Origin of the sequence: Bradyrhizobium sp. AZCC 2176 (assembly GCF_036924645.1) — a bacterium.
Lineage (GTDB): Bacteria > Pseudomonadota > Alphaproteobacteria > Rhizobiales > Xanthobacteraceae > Bradyrhizobium.
In genome coordinates, this window is sequence record NZ_JAZHRX010000001.1 from 2,461,348 (window position 1) to 2,479,561 (window position 18,214).

17 protein-coding genes and 1 tRNA gene are annotated in these 18,214 nt (G+C 63.7%); 9 read left to right on the forward strand and 9 right to left on the reverse strand.

Annotated features, from left to right (window positions below; all coding sequences use genetic code 11):
• Positions 1-15 precede the first annotated feature (15 nt).
• The 3 genes from V1288_RS11340 (at position 16) to V1288_RS11350 (ending at position 3,665) form a co-directional block, all read left to right on the forward strand.
• Complete coding sequence (locus tag V1288_RS11340; RefSeq protein WP_334357122.1) at positions 16-1,155, forward strand: TRAP transporter substrate-binding protein; 1,140 nt, start codon at positions 16-18, stop codon at positions 1,153-1,155.
• A 93-nt stretch (positions 1,156-1,248) separates the two neighbouring features.
• On the forward strand, positions 1,249-1,917 hold the full coding sequence (locus V1288_RS11345) for a TRAP transporter small permease subunit (protein WP_334357123.1): 669 nt from the start codon (positions 1,249-1,251) through the stop codon (positions 1,915-1,917).
• Positions 1,914-3,665 carry a TRAP transporter large permease gene (locus V1288_RS11350; RefSeq protein ID WP_334357124.1) on the forward strand — a complete coding sequence of 584 codons (1,752 nt, stop codon included), beginning with the start codon at positions 1,914-1,916 and terminating at the stop codon, positions 3,663-3,665. The genes V1288_RS11345 and V1288_RS11350 overlap by 4 nt, the downstream gene beginning before the upstream one ends.
• Before the next feature lie 88 nt (positions 3,666-3,753).
• On the opposite strand, the gene V1288_RS11355 is transcribed toward V1288_RS11350, so the two are convergent.
• Positions 3,754-3,975: a hypothetical protein gene (locus tag V1288_RS11355; RefSeq protein ID WP_334357125.1), complete on the reverse strand. Its 222-nt coding sequence runs from the start codon at positions 3,973-3,975 to the stop codon at positions 3,754-3,756.
• A gap of 262 nt (positions 3,976-4,237) precedes the next feature.
• The gene (locus V1288_RS11360; RefSeq protein WP_334357126.1) at positions 4,238-4,519 is read right to left on the reverse strand and encodes a hypothetical protein; all 282 of its coding nucleotides are present in this window, start codon (positions 4,517-4,519) and stop codon (positions 4,238-4,240) included.
• 208 nt (positions 4,520-4,727) lie between these two features.
• On the opposite strand from V1288_RS11360, the gene V1288_RS11365 reads away from it, so the two are divergent.
• Entirely contained in the window at positions 4,728-5,765 is a 1,038-nt protein-coding gene (locus V1288_RS11365) for a polysaccharide deacetylase family protein (protein WP_334357127.1), read from the forward strand.
• A gap of 96 nt (positions 5,766-5,861) precedes the next feature.
• Here V1288_RS11365 and V1288_RS11370 read toward each other — a convergent pair whose 3' ends face one another.
• From V1288_RS11370 to V1288_RS11390, 5 genes are all read right to left on the reverse strand, one after another.
• A complete protein-coding gene (locus V1288_RS11370; RefSeq protein ID WP_334357128.1) occupies positions 5,862-6,281 on the reverse strand; it encodes a hypothetical protein in 420 nt (139 codons plus the stop codon).
• 125 nt (positions 6,282-6,406) lie between these two features.
• A tRNA-Thr gene (locus tag V1288_RS11375) sits at positions 6,407-6,482 on the reverse strand.
• A gap of 160 nt (positions 6,483-6,642) precedes the next feature.
• A complete protein-coding gene (locus V1288_RS11380; RefSeq protein ID WP_334357129.1) occupies positions 6,643-8,403 on the reverse strand; it encodes a heme biosynthesis protein HemY in 1,761 nt (586 codons plus the stop codon).
• Between the two features lie 22 nt (positions 8,404-8,425).
• Entirely contained in the window at positions 8,426-9,634 is a 1,209-nt protein-coding gene (locus V1288_RS11385; protein ID WP_334357130.1) for a COG4223 family protein, read from the reverse strand.
• Positions 9,635-9,744: 110 nt separating this feature from the next.
• Positions 9,745-10,500, reverse strand: a complete 756-nt coding sequence (locus V1288_RS11390; RefSeq protein ID WP_334357131.1) for a uroporphyrinogen-III synthase — start codon at positions 10,498-10,500, stop codon at positions 9,745-9,747.
• 144 nt (positions 10,501-10,644) lie between these two features.
• On the opposite strand from V1288_RS11390, the gene tsaD reads away from it, so the two are divergent.
• Genes tsaD through V1288_RS11405 form a run of 3 tightly spaced genes read left to right on the forward strand, consistent with a single transcriptional unit; the run spans position 10,645 to position 13,116 of the window.
• The gene (gene tsaD / locus V1288_RS11395; RefSeq protein WP_334357132.1) at positions 10,645-11,718 is read left to right on the forward strand and encodes a tRNA (adenosine(37)-N6)-threonylcarbamoyltransferase complex transferase subunit TsaD; all 1,074 of its coding nucleotides are present in this window, start codon (positions 10,645-10,647) and stop codon (positions 11,716-11,718) included.
• Position 11,719: 1 nt separating this feature from the next.
• Positions 11,720-12,700: an NAD(P)H-dependent glycerol-3-phosphate dehydrogenase gene (locus V1288_RS11400; protein ID WP_334357133.1), complete on the forward strand. Its 981-nt coding sequence runs from the start codon at positions 11,720-11,722 to the stop codon at positions 12,698-12,700.
• A 2-nt stretch (positions 12,701-12,702) separates the two neighbouring features.
• On the forward strand, positions 12,703-13,116 hold the full coding sequence (locus V1288_RS11405; RefSeq protein ID WP_334357134.1) for an EVE domain-containing protein: 414 nt from the start codon (positions 12,703-12,705) through the stop codon (positions 13,114-13,116).
• A 96-nt stretch (positions 13,117-13,212) separates the two neighbouring features.
• Here V1288_RS11405 and V1288_RS11410 read toward each other — a convergent pair whose 3' ends face one another.
• Positions 13,213-14,382, reverse strand: a complete 1,170-nt coding sequence (locus V1288_RS11410) for a DNA topoisomerase IB (protein ID WP_334357135.1) — start codon at positions 14,380-14,382, stop codon at positions 13,213-13,215.
• A gap of 370 nt (positions 14,383-14,752) precedes the next feature.
• Here V1288_RS11410 and acs point away from each other — a divergent pair, with 370 nt between their 5' ends.
• Entirely contained in the window at positions 14,753-16,705 is a 1,953-nt protein-coding gene (acs, locus tag V1288_RS11415) for an acetate--CoA ligase (protein ID WP_334357136.1), read from the forward strand.
• Between the two features lie 327 nt (positions 16,706-17,032).
• Entirely contained in the window at positions 17,033-17,545 is a 513-nt protein-coding gene (locus V1288_RS11420; RefSeq protein WP_334357137.1) for a L,D-transpeptidase, read from the forward strand.
• 45 nt (positions 17,546-17,590) lie between these two features.
• Here V1288_RS11420 and V1288_RS11425 read toward each other — a convergent pair whose 3' ends face one another.
• Positions 17,591-18,190, reverse strand: a complete 600-nt coding sequence (locus V1288_RS11425; protein WP_442894022.1) for a thermonuclease family protein — start codon at positions 18,188-18,190, stop codon at positions 17,591-17,593.
• Positions 18,191-18,214 lie beyond the last annotated feature (24 nt).

The following is an 18,214-nucleotide window of genomic DNA, read 5'->3' on the forward strand; positions in this document are numbered from 1 at the left end:
ACCGGGAGGACGCCCATGACCAAGCCAAGCAAGGACAAGACTTCGACGCGCCGCCGCTTCCTGAAGGTGGCCGCAGCGGGGGCTGCCGCGGCAGTTGCCGCGCCGACCGTCGTCAGCGCCCAGGGGCCGATCAGCATGCGCTGGCAGAGCACCTGGCCGTCAAAGGACATTTTCCACGAATACGCCCTCGACTACGCCAAGAAGGTCAACGACATGACCGGCGGCGAATTGAAGATCGAAGTGCTGCCGGCAGGCGCCGTGGTGCCCGCCTTTGGCTTGCTCGATGCGGTATCCAAGGGCGTGCTGGACGGCGGCCATGGCGTGCTGGTCTATCACTACGGCAAGCAGACCGCGCTCGCTTTGTGGGGATCGGGTCCGGGCTTTGCCATGGACGCCAACATGCTGCTGGCCTGGCACAAATACGGCGGCGGCAAGGAGCTGCTCGCCAAACTCTATGAATCGATCGGCGCCAATGTCGTTTCGTTCCCCTACGGACCGATGCCGACCCAGCCGTTCGGCTGGTTCAAGAAGCCGGTCGCGAAGGTCGAGGACGTCAAGGGCCTGAAATTCCGCACCGTCGGCATCTCCATTGACGTGTATTCGGGGATGGGCGCCGCCGTGAACGCGCTGCCCGGCGGCGAAATCGTCGCTGCAATGGATCGCGGCCTGCTGGACGCGGCCGAGTTCAACAACGCCACCTCCGACCGCGTGCTCGGCTTCCCCGACGTCTCCAAGGTCTGCATGCTGCAGAGCTTCCACCAGAACGCCGAGCAGTTCGAGATCATGTTCAACAAGGACAAGTACAACGCGTTGCCGGACAAAATGAAGGCGATCATCGCCAACGCGGTGGATGCGGCTTCGGCGGACATGTCCTGGAAGGCGATCGACCGCTACTCCAAGGACTATGTCGAGCTGCAGACCAAGGACAACGTCAAGTTCTACAAGACGCCGGATGCGATCCTGAAGCGTCAGCTCGAGATCTATGACGACGTGGCGAAGAAGAAGTCGGCGGAGAATCCGCTGTTCAAGGAGATCGTGCAGTCGCAGATCGAATTCGCCAAGCGCGCGACGCAGTGGGAGCAGGACACGGTGGTGAACCGCCGCATGGCCTACGATCACTATTTCGGACCGAACGCCGCGGCGAAGAAGATCTAACGGCGAAATAAAACCGGCAGGGCGCCGTCCGGACCACCCCCCGGACGGTGCCTTGTGCTATGTTGGGTCATTTCTCGCGCCGAATTGTATCATATGAGCGTACAGAATTTACTGCACACGATCGACGGCATCTCGACCTGGGTCGGCAAGGCGACCGCCTGGCTGATGATCCTCCTGATGAGCATGGTCTGCATCGAGGTGTTCAAGCGCTATGCCGTGAACATGCCGACGGCATGGATCTTCGACGCCGAGAACATGCTGTACGGGTCGCTGTTCATGCTGGCCGGCGCCTATACGCTGGCGCAGAACGCCCATGTTCGCGGCGACTTCCTGTATTCCTCGATGCGGCCGCGCACGCAGGCTGCCCTCGACCTCGTCCTTTACTTCGTCTTTTTCATTCCGGGCATCGCCGCGCTGATCTATGCCGGCTATTTCTACGCCGCGGATTCCTGGCACATCAACGAGCATTCGAACGTCACGGCGGAAGGCCCGCCGGTCTATCACTTCAAGACCGTCATCCCGATCGCGGGCGCGCTGATCATGCTGCAGGGGATCGGCGAGATCATCCGCTGCATCGTGTGCCTGAAGACCGGCGAATGGCCGAGCCGGCTTGCCGACGTCGCCGAGACCGACGTCATCGAGGAGCAACTCGCGCACAGCGAATTCGTGGACGAGGAATCGCGCAAGCTCGCCATCGAGGGGGCGCAGCGCATCGATGAAATGGCGCGGCAGCGCGGCATGGGCGGGGACCTGAACACATGAGCGATCCCGCACTCGGCCTGTTGATGCTGACGCTCATCGTCGTCGTCATCATGATGGGCTTTGCCACGGCCTTCACGCTGATGGGCCTCGGCATGTTCTTCGGCTTCATCGCCTTCTACGACCCGTCACAGAACTGGACGCACAACAGGGTTTTCGAGCTGATGGTTCAGCGCACCTACGGCGCGATGACCAATGACGTCCTGATCTCCATCCCGCTGTTCGTGCTGATGGGCTATGTGATGGAGCGCGGCGCGCTGGTCGACAAGATGTTCTATTCGATCCAGCTCGCTTTCCGCCGCCTGCCCGCCTCGCTCGCCGTCGCGACCCTGATCGTCTGCACGTTCTGGGGCATCGCCTCTGGGCTCGTCGGCGCGGTGGTGGTGCTGATGGGCGTGATCGCCTTCAACCCGATGCTGCGCGCCGGCTATGACGTGAAACTCGCCTCTGGCGTCATCACCGCGGGCGGCACGCTCGGCATCCTCATCCCGCCCTCGGTGATGATCATCGTCTATGCTGCGGTCGCCGGCCAGTCCGTGGTCAAGCTCTATGCGGCGGCGATGTTTCCCGGCTTCTTCCTGGCGTTCCTCTATCTCGTCTATGTCATCGGCTGGGCGATGATTAACCCGAAGATCGCGCCGCCGCTGCCGGAGGAACAGACCCGCGTCCCCGTGCCTGAATGGATCAAGAGGTTCGCGACACTGTATTCGCCGAACTTATTCGTCGGCTTGTTCAAGGCGTTGTTCGCGCCCAAAAAGGCGAAGACGCTCGAGATCGACGGCAAGCCGATGGGCTATGGCGCGATCGTGCAGAATTTCCTCATTTCGCTGGTGCCGTTCCTGCTGACTGCAATCACGCTCGGCACGGTTTGGTGGTATGTCGTGATCCACCAGCAGGTCGGCGCCGCGGCCGAAGCCGTCGAAGGCCTGCAACAGCTCGGCAGCGCGCCAGTAACGAAGGAATTGTCCCCGTCCGAAAAGGGACCGGACACCCAGTTCTATATCTGGTTCGCGGTATCGGCAGCCGTGCTGACGGCGTGGACGGCGCGCTCTTACTTGCGCATGGGCGGCGAGCGCTTCGTAGTGCTGAAGCTGCTGACGTCGTCGGTGATGCCGCTCGGCATCCTCACCGTCGTGGTGCTGGGCGTGATCCTGTTCGGCATCACGACCGCGACCGAATCCGCCGGCGTCGGCGCCGCCGGCGCCTTCATCCTCGCCTTCCACGCCCGCACGCTCGACTGGAAGCGCACCAAGGAAGCAGTGTTCCTGACCGCAAAGACGACCGCGATGGTGTGCTGGCTGTTCGTCGGTTCCGCGCTGTTCTCGGCGGTGTTCGCCATCCTCGGTGGCCAGGCGCTGCTGGAGAGCTGGGTGCTCTCGCTCAACATGTCGCCGGTGCAGTTCATGATCCTGTCGCAGGCGATCATCTTCATTCTCGGATGGCCGCTGGAGTGGACCGAGATCATCATCATCTTCGTGCCGATCTTCCTGCCGATGCTGAAGCATTTCGGCATCGACCCGGTCCTGTGGGGCGTGCTGGTGTTCGTGAACCTGCAGGCCGCGTTCCTGTCGCCGCCGGTCGCGATGTCGGCGTTCTATCTCAAGGGCGTCGCGCCGAAGCACGTCACGCTCAACCAGATTTTTGCGGGCATGATGCCCTACATGCTGATCGTGATCCTGTGCATGGTGATCATGTATCTCTGGCCCGGCATGACGCTGTGGCTGCCGAACTATCTCTACGGCGGCGGATAGAGCGTTTTCCGGCGAAAGCCTGCCCCGGAATTAATCCGGGGTGGAGGCGGGTTCGATCAAATCAAAAATGCAAACCTGGACGGGATTTTTACTGCCCGTGGCTCGTCAGCTTCTGCTGGCAGGCCTTGCTGATCCGTGAGCGGTTCTGCTTCAGGCAGGCCAGAATGATCTGATCGCCATCCTGCATCTGCGCCCGGCAATACCGCGAGACGTCGCGCGCGCACTCGTCATGCCCCTCTTTCTTTTGTGTCTGCGCCAACGCGTTGGAGGCCATCAGGATCAGGGGGATGACGAAAAGGATCTTGGTCATTTGCTATGCCTTTACACGAGAACGCAATCCGGGCGTTCTACAGCGTTTTCGAGCGAAAGCCAGCCCCCGGCTTGATCCGGGATGGACACCGGTTCGCGTCAAGAAAACGCGTCAAAACGAAAATTGGAGCGTCAAAATTCGGCCGGTAACGCATTTGTGGCCCGCGCCCCCTTGGGCGCGTTTGTAAAGGCCGCAAAAGACGGAAAAACGCCTGCGTCGCATCGACGCAAGCGTTTTCCGAGCCGTTTAAAGACCGTGCCGATTATTGCGCGGCGAGCTTGCCGGATTTCTGCGCGGCGAGTTCGCGGTCCATGACGCCGCGGCAACCGGCGCTCAGATCGGCGCGATGCTTGATCATGCAGGCTGTGATCTTCGGAATGTTCGGGATTTCCGAGCTGCAGAGGCGGAACGCGTCGCCGGTGCATTGCTGCTGCGCTTCCGAGCTGAAAGCGAAGCTGGCGGTCGACGAGGCGGCGGCGAAAGAGGTGGTCAAGGCCAGCACTAAACTGACCTTGCGAACGGTATTGAAGAAGGCTGCGGTCATTTTCGGCTCCTGTTGGCCCGGCAAAGCGAGCCCGTTGTTGATGGCTGGAGCATGCGCCTGGAACCGCAGACGCGACTGTGACTGACGTCACTCAGGCATAAGACCCTCATCTTCTTCGTCTAACCGGCGCGTGTTCGGGAGACGTTAAGACTTTGTTGGCACTAATACCCCGTTGCGTGTGTATCCCGAGTATCTGGAAAGAGTAGCGATGCGTAATGCGTTGGGCCTGATGCTGGCCAGTGTAGTGACGGCGGTTGTGATCACCGGCGTTTGGTTCTGGACCTCCTCCCCGCGCGCCGACGCGGCCCCACCTCAAACCGTGGCTGCCCGCAAGGCCGAGCCGTTACCGGCACCCGCCGCAGCCAAGCTCGCGCTGAAGGACGACGTCGAGATCACGGCTTCTCTCACGAAGCCCGCCCCAGCGCCTGCGCCCGCTCCCGCGCCGCAGCCGCTGCGATCATCGGCCTGCGCCAATCCCGACGCACTTGGCGTCAGCCGCACGGTCGTGATCGACACCACCGGTGGCCCGGGCTTCGGGTTCCTGCAGTACAAGCAGTTCGACTTCCTGACCGAGAAAGAGGTCGTGCTGACGTTCGACGACGGTCCGTGGCCGACCACCCCCGCGGTGCTCAAGGCGCTTTCGGATGAATGCACCAAGGGGCTGTTCTTCCCGGTCGGCAAGCACACCACCTATCATCCGGAAATTCTCCGCCAGGTCGCCGCTGCCGGTCACACCATCGGCTCGCACACCTGGTCGCACACCCATCTCGACGGCAAGAAGCTGACCGAGCAGCAGGTCAGGGAGGAGATCGAGAAGGGTTTCAGTGCCGTGAAGATGGCGCTGGGTGCGGCGCCTGCGCCGTTCTTCCGCTTCCCGGGCCTTGCGCACACGCAGGCCGCCCTCGGCTATCTCGCCTCACGCAACATTTCGATGTTTTCAGTTGATGTCGATTCCAACGACTTCAAATCGTCGGGTCCGGATCAAGTGATCCAGAACGTCATGACCAAGCTCGACAAGCAGGGCAAGGGCGTCATCCTGATGCATGATCTGCAGAAGCACACCGCGATTGCCTTGCCGACGCTGCTGCGCCGCCTGAAGGCCGGCGGCTACAAGGTCGTGCAGATGAAGGCCAAGGAGCAGCTCGAAACCTTGCCGGAATATGACGCGATGCTGGTGAAGGACCAGAAGGTGCCGGCGGTTGCCAGCCGCCCGATCAGCAGCGTGGTGCAGACGGTTACGCAGTAAAGGTTGCCGCAAAGCCGGTCGCCGGCTCCAGCCTTACTCAATGAAAAACGCGCCCTTCGGATTTGAACCCGAGAGGCGCGTTCTGCTTTGGCTATGTTACCAATAGATGCCGTGCCGGTGCAGTGCGCCGATGATGCGCGCGATCCGGAAGCGTATGCCGTGCGGCCTCGCGCTCCTCGACATGTACGCCGTTCTCTGGGCGACAGGCCTTGCGCGTCCGGCGCTCGCAGGCCCGGCAGCGGGCCGATGCATCCTGGCTGCCCTGGCCACCCGGGGCGTGGCCGTCTCGGGCTTGCTCGTCTCGGCCTTGCTCGTCTCGGCCTTGGGCTCGACGACGGCGGGCCGCTCGACATATCTTGGTGCTTCCGCAGCTTCTGCGCTTTTCGATGCATCGGCAGCCCTGGCCGGCGCCGGAGCGGTCTGCGTCTCGCTGCCGACCAGCGACAAGCTCCGATCGCCAGCTTGAGCTGCGGCGGATGCCAAAACAAATCCTGCAATCAGAATGAATTTACGCATGTTTGTGTCTCCCCTTGAGGTCGAGGCGGAGACTATGCCGGGCGGGGCGACTCCTGATGTGAGACAGGTCACGCAGACGAATCCGCGAACGCGGATGCCGACTGCTCAAGGCATTTTTGAAAGGCTGGTGCCGCAAACAGGACTCGAACCTGTGACCCCGTCATTACGAATGACGTGCTCTACCAACTGAGCTATTGCGGCGGACCAAACACGGCGTTCGGGCGTGACCCGGAAAACGCCCGCACCTGATATCGGGGACGGCCCCGATTGGCAAGAAAAACGCGGGCCCTACAAAGCGTTTTCAAGCGAAGTGGGCACCGGTTCGCGTCAAGGAAACGCGTCAAAACAAGAATCTAGACGTCTAGTTGCCGCCCCAGCGTGACAAAAATCCGCGCCAGCCGCCGGCCTGGGCCTTGGGCGGGCCGATTTGTTCCGCGAATTCGTCCGCTGGGCCGTCCTCGTCGATGCCGGGGTCGTCCGGCGCCCGGACGAGGGGGATCACGGCCGGAATCGGGGTCGGAATGGCCTTTGGAATATCCTGCCGCGAGCGGAACAACGGGGCCGGTCGGCTTGGCGCCGCTTCGGCCGGCTTGGGCGGGGCCGGCGTCGGCGCGGGGACCGGCTCGGGGCGGGTCGGCGCGGTTGAGGCCGCCTCAGCCGCAGCAGCCGGCGGCGGCGCGTTGTCCTGCTCGGCGGGCAGCGCCGGTGTGACAGGGGCGGCGGACTCGGCAACCGATTCGGTTACGTCCCTTGGCGGCTCGAGCACGACGACGCGGCGCGGCGTCGCCAGCATGGCTTCCTCGAACGGCGAGGCCTCGATCGCGCCAGCCTTGTCGGACGGCAGTGCCGCGACCGGCGTCTGCCACTGGAAGGCATCCAGCCGCCCAGTGACTGGGGAAACCGGCCGCCAGCGATCACTGACATAGCCGTCCGCGGTCCAGGCCGGATCGTGCAGTGCGCGCACGGCGCGCAAGGTCCACGCCCGCGCCCGGCCGCTATCGCCATGTTCGGTGCGCTCGATCTCCGCCATCAAGAGCGCGACGCGCTGTGTCGGCGCTGAAATGAACGGCGCCAGCGCCTCGCGCGCTTTGGTAAACTCGGACGCGTCGATCGCGGCGCGCGCAATCGCCAGCGCGCCCTCGATGTGACCCGGCACCTTCGCGGCGAGCGTCTCGACGCGAACCAGCCGCTGGCGTGCGGAATCGCCGAGCTTCACATGCGCGTAGGCATCCGCCAGATCGGGATGCGGCTGCGCCAGCCATGCCGTCTCGACGAGGCGCATGGAACGCCGCACCTGATGCGCCTCGCCTTCGAACTTGCTCGCCAGCACCGCGGCGGGCACCAGCGTCGGCGCCAGCTTGACCGCTTCCATCACGCTCTCGCGCGCCAGGTCGCGATCGACCTTTTCGAGTTCCAGCGCGCGCGCCGTCAACAGCACGCCGCGCTGCCGGCGATAGGTCGCCTTGTCGATCAGTCCGGCCGATTGATTGTTGTCGAGGATCTTTAGCGCGCCGGCCCAGTCGCCCTTGGCGCAGCAGAAGCCGAGCACCGCATGCGACGCCCATGACGAGGACGGCGACAATTTCAGCGCTTCCTCGGCGACCATCACGGCCGCGACCGGATCGTCGGCGCGCTGCGCCTCGATGAACAGGCCGCGCAAGCCCAATAGCCGCGTGTCCTCGCGTTCGGCCATGGCGCGGAAGGCGCGCTGCGCGCCTTCGCGATTGCCATCGAGCTGCGCCGACTGCGCATGCAGCAGCAACGCCAGCGGATCGTGCGCGGCATGTTTGCGCGCTGCCTCAGCATGAATTCGGGCCGCCGTGGAATCGCCATGGCCGATCGCGAGCAGTCCTTGCGTGATCGCATGCCGGCCGCGGGCCTGACGCCGTTCGCGCCGGCTGCGCCGCATGCGCGCCGGTGTGCGCCACAGGCCGCGCAGGATCGCCCAAACCATCATCGCCGCAACGACGACGATGCCCAGCGCCAGCACGAAGACCGGCAGCGTGGTCTGAACGCGATAGCCGCCCCATGACAGCACAACATCGCCGGCCTGCTCGGCAATCCAGGCCGCGCCGGCCGCTCCCAGCGCGATCAACAACAGAAACAGAATGATCCGGATCATTGAAATCCTTACTGCGAAATCCTTATTGCGCCGGTTTGGCGAGCGCCGCCATGGCGTCGGCCGCAAATTGACGGGATGCGGCCAGCGCGGCGTCGCGCGCGTCGGCCCGTTCAAGCCAGGATTGCGCCGCGGCGCGATCGGCCGGCTCAAGCGTCTTCAATTCCCGCCGCGCCTCGTTGAAATCATTTCGCAGCGCGGCCGCCGTGATCCGCGCCACCACGGCGCCACGATCATTGCCGGCGGTATCGGTGCGTTCGATCTTGACCAGCTTGGCAGCGCCCGCCTGCAGACGCTCGACAATGCCCGTGCCGGTCGTGGCATTGTTCTGTTGCGCGGCCGGCAACAGCTTTGGCACCAATGCCAACAGTTCCGTGCTCAGCTTGCCGGCGTTCGGCACGCCCTTCTCTGCAAATTGATCGAGCGGCTTCAAGACATTCGGATTGGGCGCCAGCGCTTTGGTCGCGGCGAGCGCCGCCGGATAGGGATCGCCGATCCGGACCAGAACATCGAGCAGCGCTCCCGCCACCAGGCGGCGCAGCGCTACGTCGTCGGCAGGTTTGGCGTCGGCAAGCTTGCTGCCTTGCTGCGCGATCTCGGTGCCCTGCGCCCGCATCAGGCTCTCGATCTTCGCGATGCGCTCATCGATCCCGGAAAGATCCGGCGACGCCGTGCCGTCGCCACGCGGGACCGATTTCACATCGTTGATGGCGGACGCCAGCTTCTCGCCCTGCGCCCGCGTTGCCGCGAGTTCAGCGCGCAACGCCGCAACTGTTTTTTCCAGGGCCTCGGTGCGCGCGGCAGCCGCGGGATCGGGCACCGGCTTGCCGACCTTTGGCTCTAGTCCGGCGACACGGGCGGTGAGACTGTCGATGGCGGCACCGAGCTGCGGGGCGGGCGGCGGGGAGGCGGGCTGAATCGCGGGCCAGCCCAGCATCCAGCCGACGCCAATCACCAGCGCGGCGGCGACCGCACCGGAGACCGGCGCGACGATCCAGGGCGAGACAGGCCGGGAGGGTGGCTCCGCAACCGGAGGTTCCTCAACTGGAGTCTCGTCTGCTGAAACTTTGGTGGCCTCGGGCGCGGGCTCGGCCACGGGCTCGGGCATCGCCTCGCCAGAACTCTTCGTCTCGCTCGACACTTCGGTCGCCTCGAGATCGATGGTCGGCGGCTCACGCTTCGGCCGGCCCGAATCGGGCAGCGGTGCAGTGTCTTCGGGCCTGTCATCGACCATCACAGCGGTTCCCTTGAATGGCTAGGTGCCGAAACTTAGCAGAATCGGAACGTCTTAGAGCATGATCCGGCAGTGGCGGCACCGGTTTTCCGATAAGACCATGCTCAGACTTAAAGATTAGAGCGCAACCGCGCTTGCAGCGCCCTGCCCAGTGCCTCGAACAGGGCATTTTCGTCCGGCGAAGCTGCCGCCGTGACCTGGGTCGCGCCGGCATCCCGCAAGACCGCGGCGACGGCCGCCGAAATGCAGCATTGCGGCAGCGCCAATGCTGATATTTCGACGCCCCCGGCCCGCGCCGCCTCCAGAAATGCCCGCGCGCTGCGCCGTGAATAATGCAGCACTGCCTCGACCTGATGCGCCACAAAGGCGTCACATACGTCCCTTGGCAGGCTGGGCGCGGGCACCATCCGGTAGGTGGTGCGCGTCACAACCGTAAAGCCCTTTTCGCCGAGTTCGCCGGCGAGATCGCGCGCGAGATCGGCGCCTGCGAGGTACAATAGCGGACTGGCTTTCTTCAATTGCTTCGACTTCGCACGCGCCAGCACCAGATCGCGCAGTGCGCCGGCGTCGCCCTTTGACGTGATCACCTCGCCAAACCCGGCGTCGCGCGCCGCGACCGCGGTATTTTCTCCGACCGCGAACAGCGGCAGTTTGAGGAGCCGGCTGTCGGCAAGATGGGACGCGATGGCGCGCAGTGCGTTGGCGCTGGTGACGATGACGGCGCCATAAGTCGCGTCCGCATCGTTCTGGAACGGCACCGGCTCGAACCGCAGCATCGGCGCGCGCAGGACGTCGAACCCCCGCGCACGAAGCGCCTTGGCCGTCGTCTCATCATCCGGATGCGGGCGCGTGACGAGAACGGCCATATTTCAGATCTCCGCCAAAACGATTTCGGCACACTCAAGCGATTGCACGCTGTCACCTCGTAATGCTACCGGGTTACGGAAGCGTTGTTTTTGGCGATAGCGCAAGGGTTCAAATAAGGGTTCAAATTGGACAGCGACACGCCGATGTTGGTGCTCGGTATCGAAACCACCTGCGATGAAACCGCAGCCGCCGTGGTGGAACGCCAGAGCGACGGCAGCGGCAAGATTCTGTCCAATATCGTCCGCTCGCAGACCACAGAGCACGCCCGTTTCGGCGGCGTGGTGCCGGAGATCGCAGCCCGGGCTCATGTTGACCTGCTCGATGGCATCGTCGGGCAAGCGATGAAGGACGCCAACACCGGCTTTGCGCAATTGTCGGCGGTGGCGGCTGCCGCCGGCCCCGGCCTGATCGGCGGCGTTATCGTCGGTCTCACCACCGCCAAGGCAATCGCGATGGTGCACGATACACCGCTGATTGCGGTCAATCATCTCGAAGCCCACGCGTTGACGCCGCGGCTGACTTGCGCGCTCGCTTTTCCCTATTGCCTGTTCCTGGCGTCCGGCGGGCACACCCAGATCGTGGCCGTGGTCGGCGTCGGCAAATATGTACGGCTCGGCACCACCGTCGACGACGCGATGGGCGAAGCCTTCGACAAGGTCGCAAAAATGCTGTCCCTGCCCTACCCCGGCGGACCGGAGGTCGAACGAGCAGCGGCAAGCGGCGACGCCAAACGGTTCGCCTTTCCACGGCCGATGCTCGGGCGGCCAGATGCGAATTTCTCGCTGTCGGGCTTGAAGACGGCGGTTCGCAACGAAGCCAGCCGCATGACGCCGCTGGAACCGCAGGACGTCAGCGATCTCTGCGCCGGTTTTCAGGCCGCGGTGCTGGAATCGACGGCGGACCGGCTGAGCGTGGGCTTGCGGCTGTTTCATGAACAATTCGGACCGCCACGCGCACTGGTCGCCGCGGGTGGCGTCGCCGCCAATCACGCCATCCGCGGCGCATTGCAGGACGTTGCCGCAAAAGCGCAGACCACGCTGATCATTCCGCCGCCCGCGCTCTGCACGGATAATGGCGCCATGATCGCCTGGGCCGGCGCGGAACGGATGGCGCTAGGATTGACCGATACGATGGATGTGCCGCCCCGCGCACGCTGGCTGCTCGACGCCAACGCGACAGCGCCGGCCGGCTACGCCAAAACGCGCGCGGGATTCTGACATGGCGTCCTTTAACTCGGTTGCGGTGATCGGCGCCGGCTCGTGGGGGACGGCGCTCGCGGGCGCCGCCACACGCGCCGGCCGCGATGTGACGCTTTACGCACGCAACGCCGAAACTGCCGTGCAAATGAAATCAACGCGCATCAATCCGCGATTGCCCGGCGTGCCGGTCGACAGCCGCATCGAGATCACCGGCGACATGATCGCCGCCGCTGCTGCCGACATCATCCTGATGGCTACCCCCGCACAGCATCTGCGCGAAACGATGTTGGCGCTGGCGCCCCACCTGAAAAAACCGACGCCCGTCATCGCGGCTGCCAAGGGCATCGAGCGCGGCACGCACAAATTCATGACGGAAGTGATCGCGGAAACTGCACCTGATGCGACGCCTGCGATCCTGTCGGGGCCGAGTTTTGCCGATGACGTGGCCCGCGGGCTTCCGACCGCCGTCACGCTGGCAGCGAAAGATAAGAAGCTGGCGAGCGCGCTGGTACAGGCGCTGGGCTCGTCGACATTCCGACCCTATCACACCACTGATATCCGCGGTGTCGAGATCGGTGGCGCGGCAAAAAACGTGCTGGCGATCGCAGCCGGCATCGTCGAGGGACGAAGGCTCGGCGCATCTGCATTGGCCGCGCTCACCACACGCGGCTTCACCGAACTGGCGAGGCTTGGGCGGGCCTGCGGCGCGCGCAGCGAGACTCTGGTCGGCCTCTCCGGGCTCGGCGATCTGGTCCTGAGCTGCTCCAGCCTGCAATCGCGCAACTTTGCGCTTGGTATCGCGCTCGGCCGCGGCGAGCAGCCGAACCGCGACAAGCTCGCGGAAGGCGAGTTCACCGCGCCGGTCCTGATCGAACTGGCCGCTTCGCAAAATGTCGATATGCCGGTATCAAATGCAGTCGCGGCGATCCTGAGCGGCAAGGTCACGATCGACGCGGCGATCGAAGGCCTGCTGACGCGGCCGTTCAAGGCGGAGGAATGACGATGGCGTACTGGCTGGTGAAATCCGAACCCTCAACCTGGTCGTGGGACCAGCAGGTCGCTAAGGGAGCAAAGGGTGAAGCCTGGACCGGCGTGCGCAATTTCACCGCGCGCCAAAATCTCGTGAACATGAAGAAGGGCGACAAGGCCTTCTTCTATCATTCCAACGAGGGCAAGGAGATCGTCGGCATCGCCGAAGTGATCAAGGAAGCCTATCCCGATCCCTCCGACAAGACCGGCAAATTTGTCTGCGTCGATATCAAGGCCGACAAGCCGTTGAAGACGCCGGTGACGATGGCCGCGATCAAGGCCGACAAGAAGCTCGCGGACATGGCGCTGGTGAAGTATTCGCGGCTGTCGGTTCAGCCGGTGACGGCGGAGGAGTGGAAGATGGTCTGCAAGATGGGTGGGCTGTAAGGCGCTCGTCATTGCCGGGCTTGACCCGGCAATCCATCGTCTCAGGAGAATCCTTTTGGATGGATGCGCGGGTCAAGCCCGCGCATGACGACGGTGTTACGCCGCCGCCGCGGTGACCACCTGCGCGAGCAGCGCCTCGCGCTTGGCTTGCGTGCGATAGCCCTTCATTGTCGCCGCAAAGCGCTCGAGAATGCCGTCCTCGAAAGCCGTGACGATGGTGTCGTGGACATAGCTCTTGCGGCAGATCGCGGGCGTGTTCGACAATTCGTCGGCTGCGGCGCGCACGGCGTCCAACACTTGCTTCTTGCGGCCGCGCTCGCTTGCTGCGGGCGTAATCCGCGACAGCGATTCCAGCACCACGGCCGACGCCATCAGGGTGCGGAAATCCTTCAGCGAAATCTTGATGCCGGCGATCTCGCGCAGGAACGCATTCACGGTCGTGGTCGAGACCGTGCGAACGGTGCCGGAATTGTCGCGATACTGGAACATGCGCTTGCCCGGCACGGTGCGCAGGATGCCAATCGCGCGCACCAGCTTGGCGGCGTCGCATTCCTTGCGCACGGCCTTGCCGCCCTTGGCCTTGAAGGTCAGGACGAAGCTGTCGTCTTCCAGCGTGACGTTGGACTTCAACAGCGTGGTCGCGCCGCGGGTGCCGTTGAGGCGGGCGTAGGATTCGTTGCCGGGCCGGATCGCGGTGCGCGCGATCAGCTCGATCACCGCCGACAGCGCGAACTCCCGCGTCGGCTCGTCGCCGGACAGATGCGCCGATACGTTGCGGCGGATTTTTGGCAAGGCCGCCACCAGCCGCGCCAGGCGATGCGCCTTGCGCTGCTCGCGGACCTTTTCCCAATCGACATGGTAGCGGTACTGCAGCCGCCCGGCCGCATCGATGCCGACGGCCTGCAGATGCGAGTTCGGATCGACTGAATAGCGCACATCGCGATAGGCCGGCGGCACTGCCATCGAATGCAGACGGCGGATGGTGCCGGCGTGACGGATCTGCGTGCCGTTGGCGCGAACGAATGAATAAACTTTTCCGCGCTTGATGCGGCGGATGGTCAGCCCTGTCTGGTCGCCGAGCTTGAGCCCGAGTTCCTGTGCCAGTTCTTCGACGGAGGTTTTTGCGACGATGTGGGGCTTTGCCGCGGACGGCTTTAGCGGCGCCTTGATCGGTTCCTTTGGCAGTTGCCCGAGCGCCTCGGCCAATGCGACGGCAGGATCGGCGGAAACGGGCCGCGTAGCCTCGAAACTCTGCTGATCCATCATGACCGTTATCGCCTTGCTCCACCTGTCTGCCGGCAATGCCCGTTGTTGTGGCTTGGTTCCGGAGGGCCGTCCGGCCCCGGGGAGGCCATTTAGGGGGTAATGAACCGCTTTGCGAGTCCCGATTCCGTCATTAGCGGTTATTAGATACCGATCATGGGTGCCATTCCGGCGATAACGTTGATTTCGCCCTGAGCCATCTCGCGAAAAATGCCGCGACTTTGATCCGTCGCAGGGCCTGGAACTGGCTGATTGACGAAGGTCGCACACGTTCCGCCTTGTCCGGGCATCGCCCCGCGACGCATAATCAATGCAACAATCAGGACGACTTGCGGACGCCCAAATACATGGCCGCAATGAGTGGGAGGTAAAGATGTCCGACAAGATTTACGACGTATCCGCCGATTGGGCCAAGCGCGCCTTTATCGACGACGCCAAGTACCGCGAAATGTATTCCCGCTCGGTCAATGATCCCAATGGCTTCTGGGCCGAACAGGCCAAGCGCATCGACTGGATCAAGCCCTTCCACAAGGTCGAGAACGTTTCCTTCGCCCCCGGCAACATCTCGATCAAATGGTTCGAGGACGGCGTCCTGAACGCGGCCTGGAACTGCATCGACCGCCATCTCGACAAGCGCGGTGACCAGACCGCGATCATCTGGGAGGGCGACGACCCCACGCAGTCCAAGCACATCACCTACCGCCAGTTGCACGACGAAGTCTGCAAGATGGCCAACATCCTGCGCACCCGGAACGTCAAGAAGGGCGACCGCGTCACGATCTATCTGCCGATGATCCCGGAGGCGGCCTACGCGATGCTGGCCTGCGCGCGGATCGGCGCCATTCATTCCGTGGTGTTCGCCGGCTTCTCGCCTGACAGCCTCGCCCAGCGCATCACCGATTGCCAGTCCAAGGTCATCATTACCGCCGACGAGGGACTGCGCGGCGGCAAGAAGGTGCCGCTGAAGGCCAATGTCGATGCGGCGCTCGAGAAGGCCGGCGACGTCGACTGGGTCATCGTGGTCAAACGCACCGGGGCTGCCGTCGACATGAAACTGTCGCGCGACCTCTGGTATCACGAGGCCGCAAAGGTCGTGACCACGGAATGCCCGTGCGAGCATATGCACGCGGAAGATCCGCTGTTCATCCTCTATACGTCAGGCTCCACCGGCCAGCCCAAGGGCGTGCTGCACACGACCGGCGGCTATCTCGTCTACGCGGCGATGACGCATCAATACGTGTTCGACTATCACGACGGCGACATCTTCTGGTGCACTGCCGACGTCGGCTGGGTCACCGGCCACAGCTACATTATCTATGGGCCGCTGGCGAACGGCGCGACCACGCTGATGTTCGAAGGTGTGCCGAACTACCCCGACAATTCCAGGTTCTGGAACGTCATCGACAAGCACAACGTCAACACCTTCTACACCGCGCCGACCGCGATCCGCGCGCTGATGCAGAGCGGCGACGGACCGGTGCAGAAGACCTCGCGCAAGAGCCTGCGGCTGCTTGGCACCGTCGGCGAGCCGATCAATCCGGAGGCCTGGGAATGGTATTACCGCGTGGTCGGCGACGGCCGTTGCCCGATCGTCGATACATGGTGGCAGACTGAGACTGGCGGCATCCTGATTACACCGCTGCCGGGCGCCACAAAACTCAAGCCGGGTTCGGCGACGCGGCCGTTCTTCGGCGTGGTACCTGAGATCGTCGATGCCGACGGCAAGGTGCTGGAGGGCGAAGCCACAGGCAATCTCTGCCTCATCAAGTCCTGGCCGGGGATGATGCGCACGGTCTATGGCGACCACGCCCGTTTCGAGCAGACTTATTTCTCCACCTACAAGGGCAAGTATTTCACCGGCGACGGCTGCCGCCGCGACGCCGACGGCTACTATTGGATCACCGGCCGCGTCGACGACGTCATCAACGTGTCAGGTCATCGCATGGGCACTGCCGAGGTCGAGAGTTCGCTCGTCGCACATGCAAAAGTGTCGGAAGCCGCCGTGGTCGGCTATCCCCACGACATCAAGGGCCAGGGCATCTATGCCTATGTGACCCTGATGGCCGGCACCGAACCGACCGAGGAGTTGCGGAAAGAGTTGGTCGCCTGGGTGCGCAAGGACATCGGGCCGATCGCTTCCCCCGACCAGATCCAGTTCGCGCCGGGCCTGCCAAAGACCCGCTCCGGCAAGATCATGCGCCGCATACTGCGCAAGATCGCCGAGGACGAGCCCTCCAGCCTTGGCGACACCTCGACGCTGGCCGACCCCGCCGTGGTCGACGATCTCGTGCAGAACCGGCAGAACAAGAAGGGCGCGCCGGCGTAGGACGATCGCTAGAGCAAGTCTCTCGTCCCGGGATCCCGGGACGAGGCAAATGCCGAACTTGCCACAAATCCCGTTGCACTCACGCGCTTGTCAGTGGCGAGCCCGCTTCGGCGGGCATTTCGCTGCCATGTGTTGTTTTCAGGTCATTTACTTTATTTCGAACATTTTCTCTGTTCCGCCCGGCGAAACAGTTTCGAAGGCCGGCGTCGAAACCAGCCAGTCAATTCGCGCGACTAAATTGAAAACGAGTGGAGGAGACAGCGGGCCGTCAAGGCTTGAAAGGACATTGAGGACCCCCGAGAGGGACGGGCAAAGTGGGAGCTGGGAATGTCGAAGAGAATTGCGGTGGCGTTGGCTGCCACCATCGGTGTGAGCATTATGATGTCGTCGGCAGCGCAAGCGCGCCCGGAAGTGGTCGGTATCAGCGGCGATTACGCGCCGGGCACCATCGTGGTGAGGACCCATGAGCGGCGTCTCTATCTCATTCTCGAATCCGGCCGCGCCATGCGCTATCCGGTCGGCGTCGGCAAGGCCGGCAAGCAGTGGGCAGGCACCACCCGGATCGACGGCAAGTATCTCAATCCGGCCTGGTCGCCGCCGAGCGAAGTGAAGCGCGACAAGCCTGGTATGCCCGACGTCATTCCCGGCGGCTCGCCGCGCAACCCGATGGGCGTCGCGGCGATGACGCTGGCCGGCGGCGAGTATGCTATTCACGGCACCAACGTGCCGGGCTCGGTCGGCGGCTTCGTATCCTACGGTTGCATCCGGATGCTCAATGACGACATCTCCGATCTCTACCAACGCGTGCCGGTCGGGACGACCGTGACTGTCACGCGCTGATCTACAGATTGGATTGATACAAGAGCCGCGCCCTTCGCGGCTTTTTCATTTGAGTGATGTTTGTCCTGAATTCGCACACCAGCCGTTGCGATGGCCGCCGCCGTAGCTGCGGGCATGACCCGCGGCGAGCATCGCCGTCGAAACATTTCCGGTGCGCCTGGTCGCTGCGTCGGCGACGACGCGGCCGGCATATTTGTCTGGCCCGATATTGAAGATCCGGACGTCGCCTTCGCCGAGCAATGTCCGCAACGCGCTCGTAGCGGCCTCGGCCATCTGCAATTCCTGCGGGCAGGACGCTTTTAATTCAGGCGCGTCGATGCCGCGCAGACGCACCCGTGTGTTGAGATCGAGACCCGGCTCCAGGTGAACCCGCGCCTCAAACGTGTCTCCATCAAGCGTGCGGATGACGTCGACGGCGTGATGCATGTCCGCACTTCCGGCCCGCTTCCAGACCATCTCGGCATCGCGCGCCGCCTGGCTGTCGGCTGAGCTCGGCAACGATCGGCGTACCCAGTCCCGCACCGGCAGCATTGTCCCCGCCGCTACGCAAATCACGAACACCCACGGCAGGGCCGCCGAAAACCAGCGGCGCCAACGACCCCGGCGTGAGGGCCGATATGCACTTATTCTCTCATATGGGGACATATTCCCGACTAAGAGCTGAGTCGG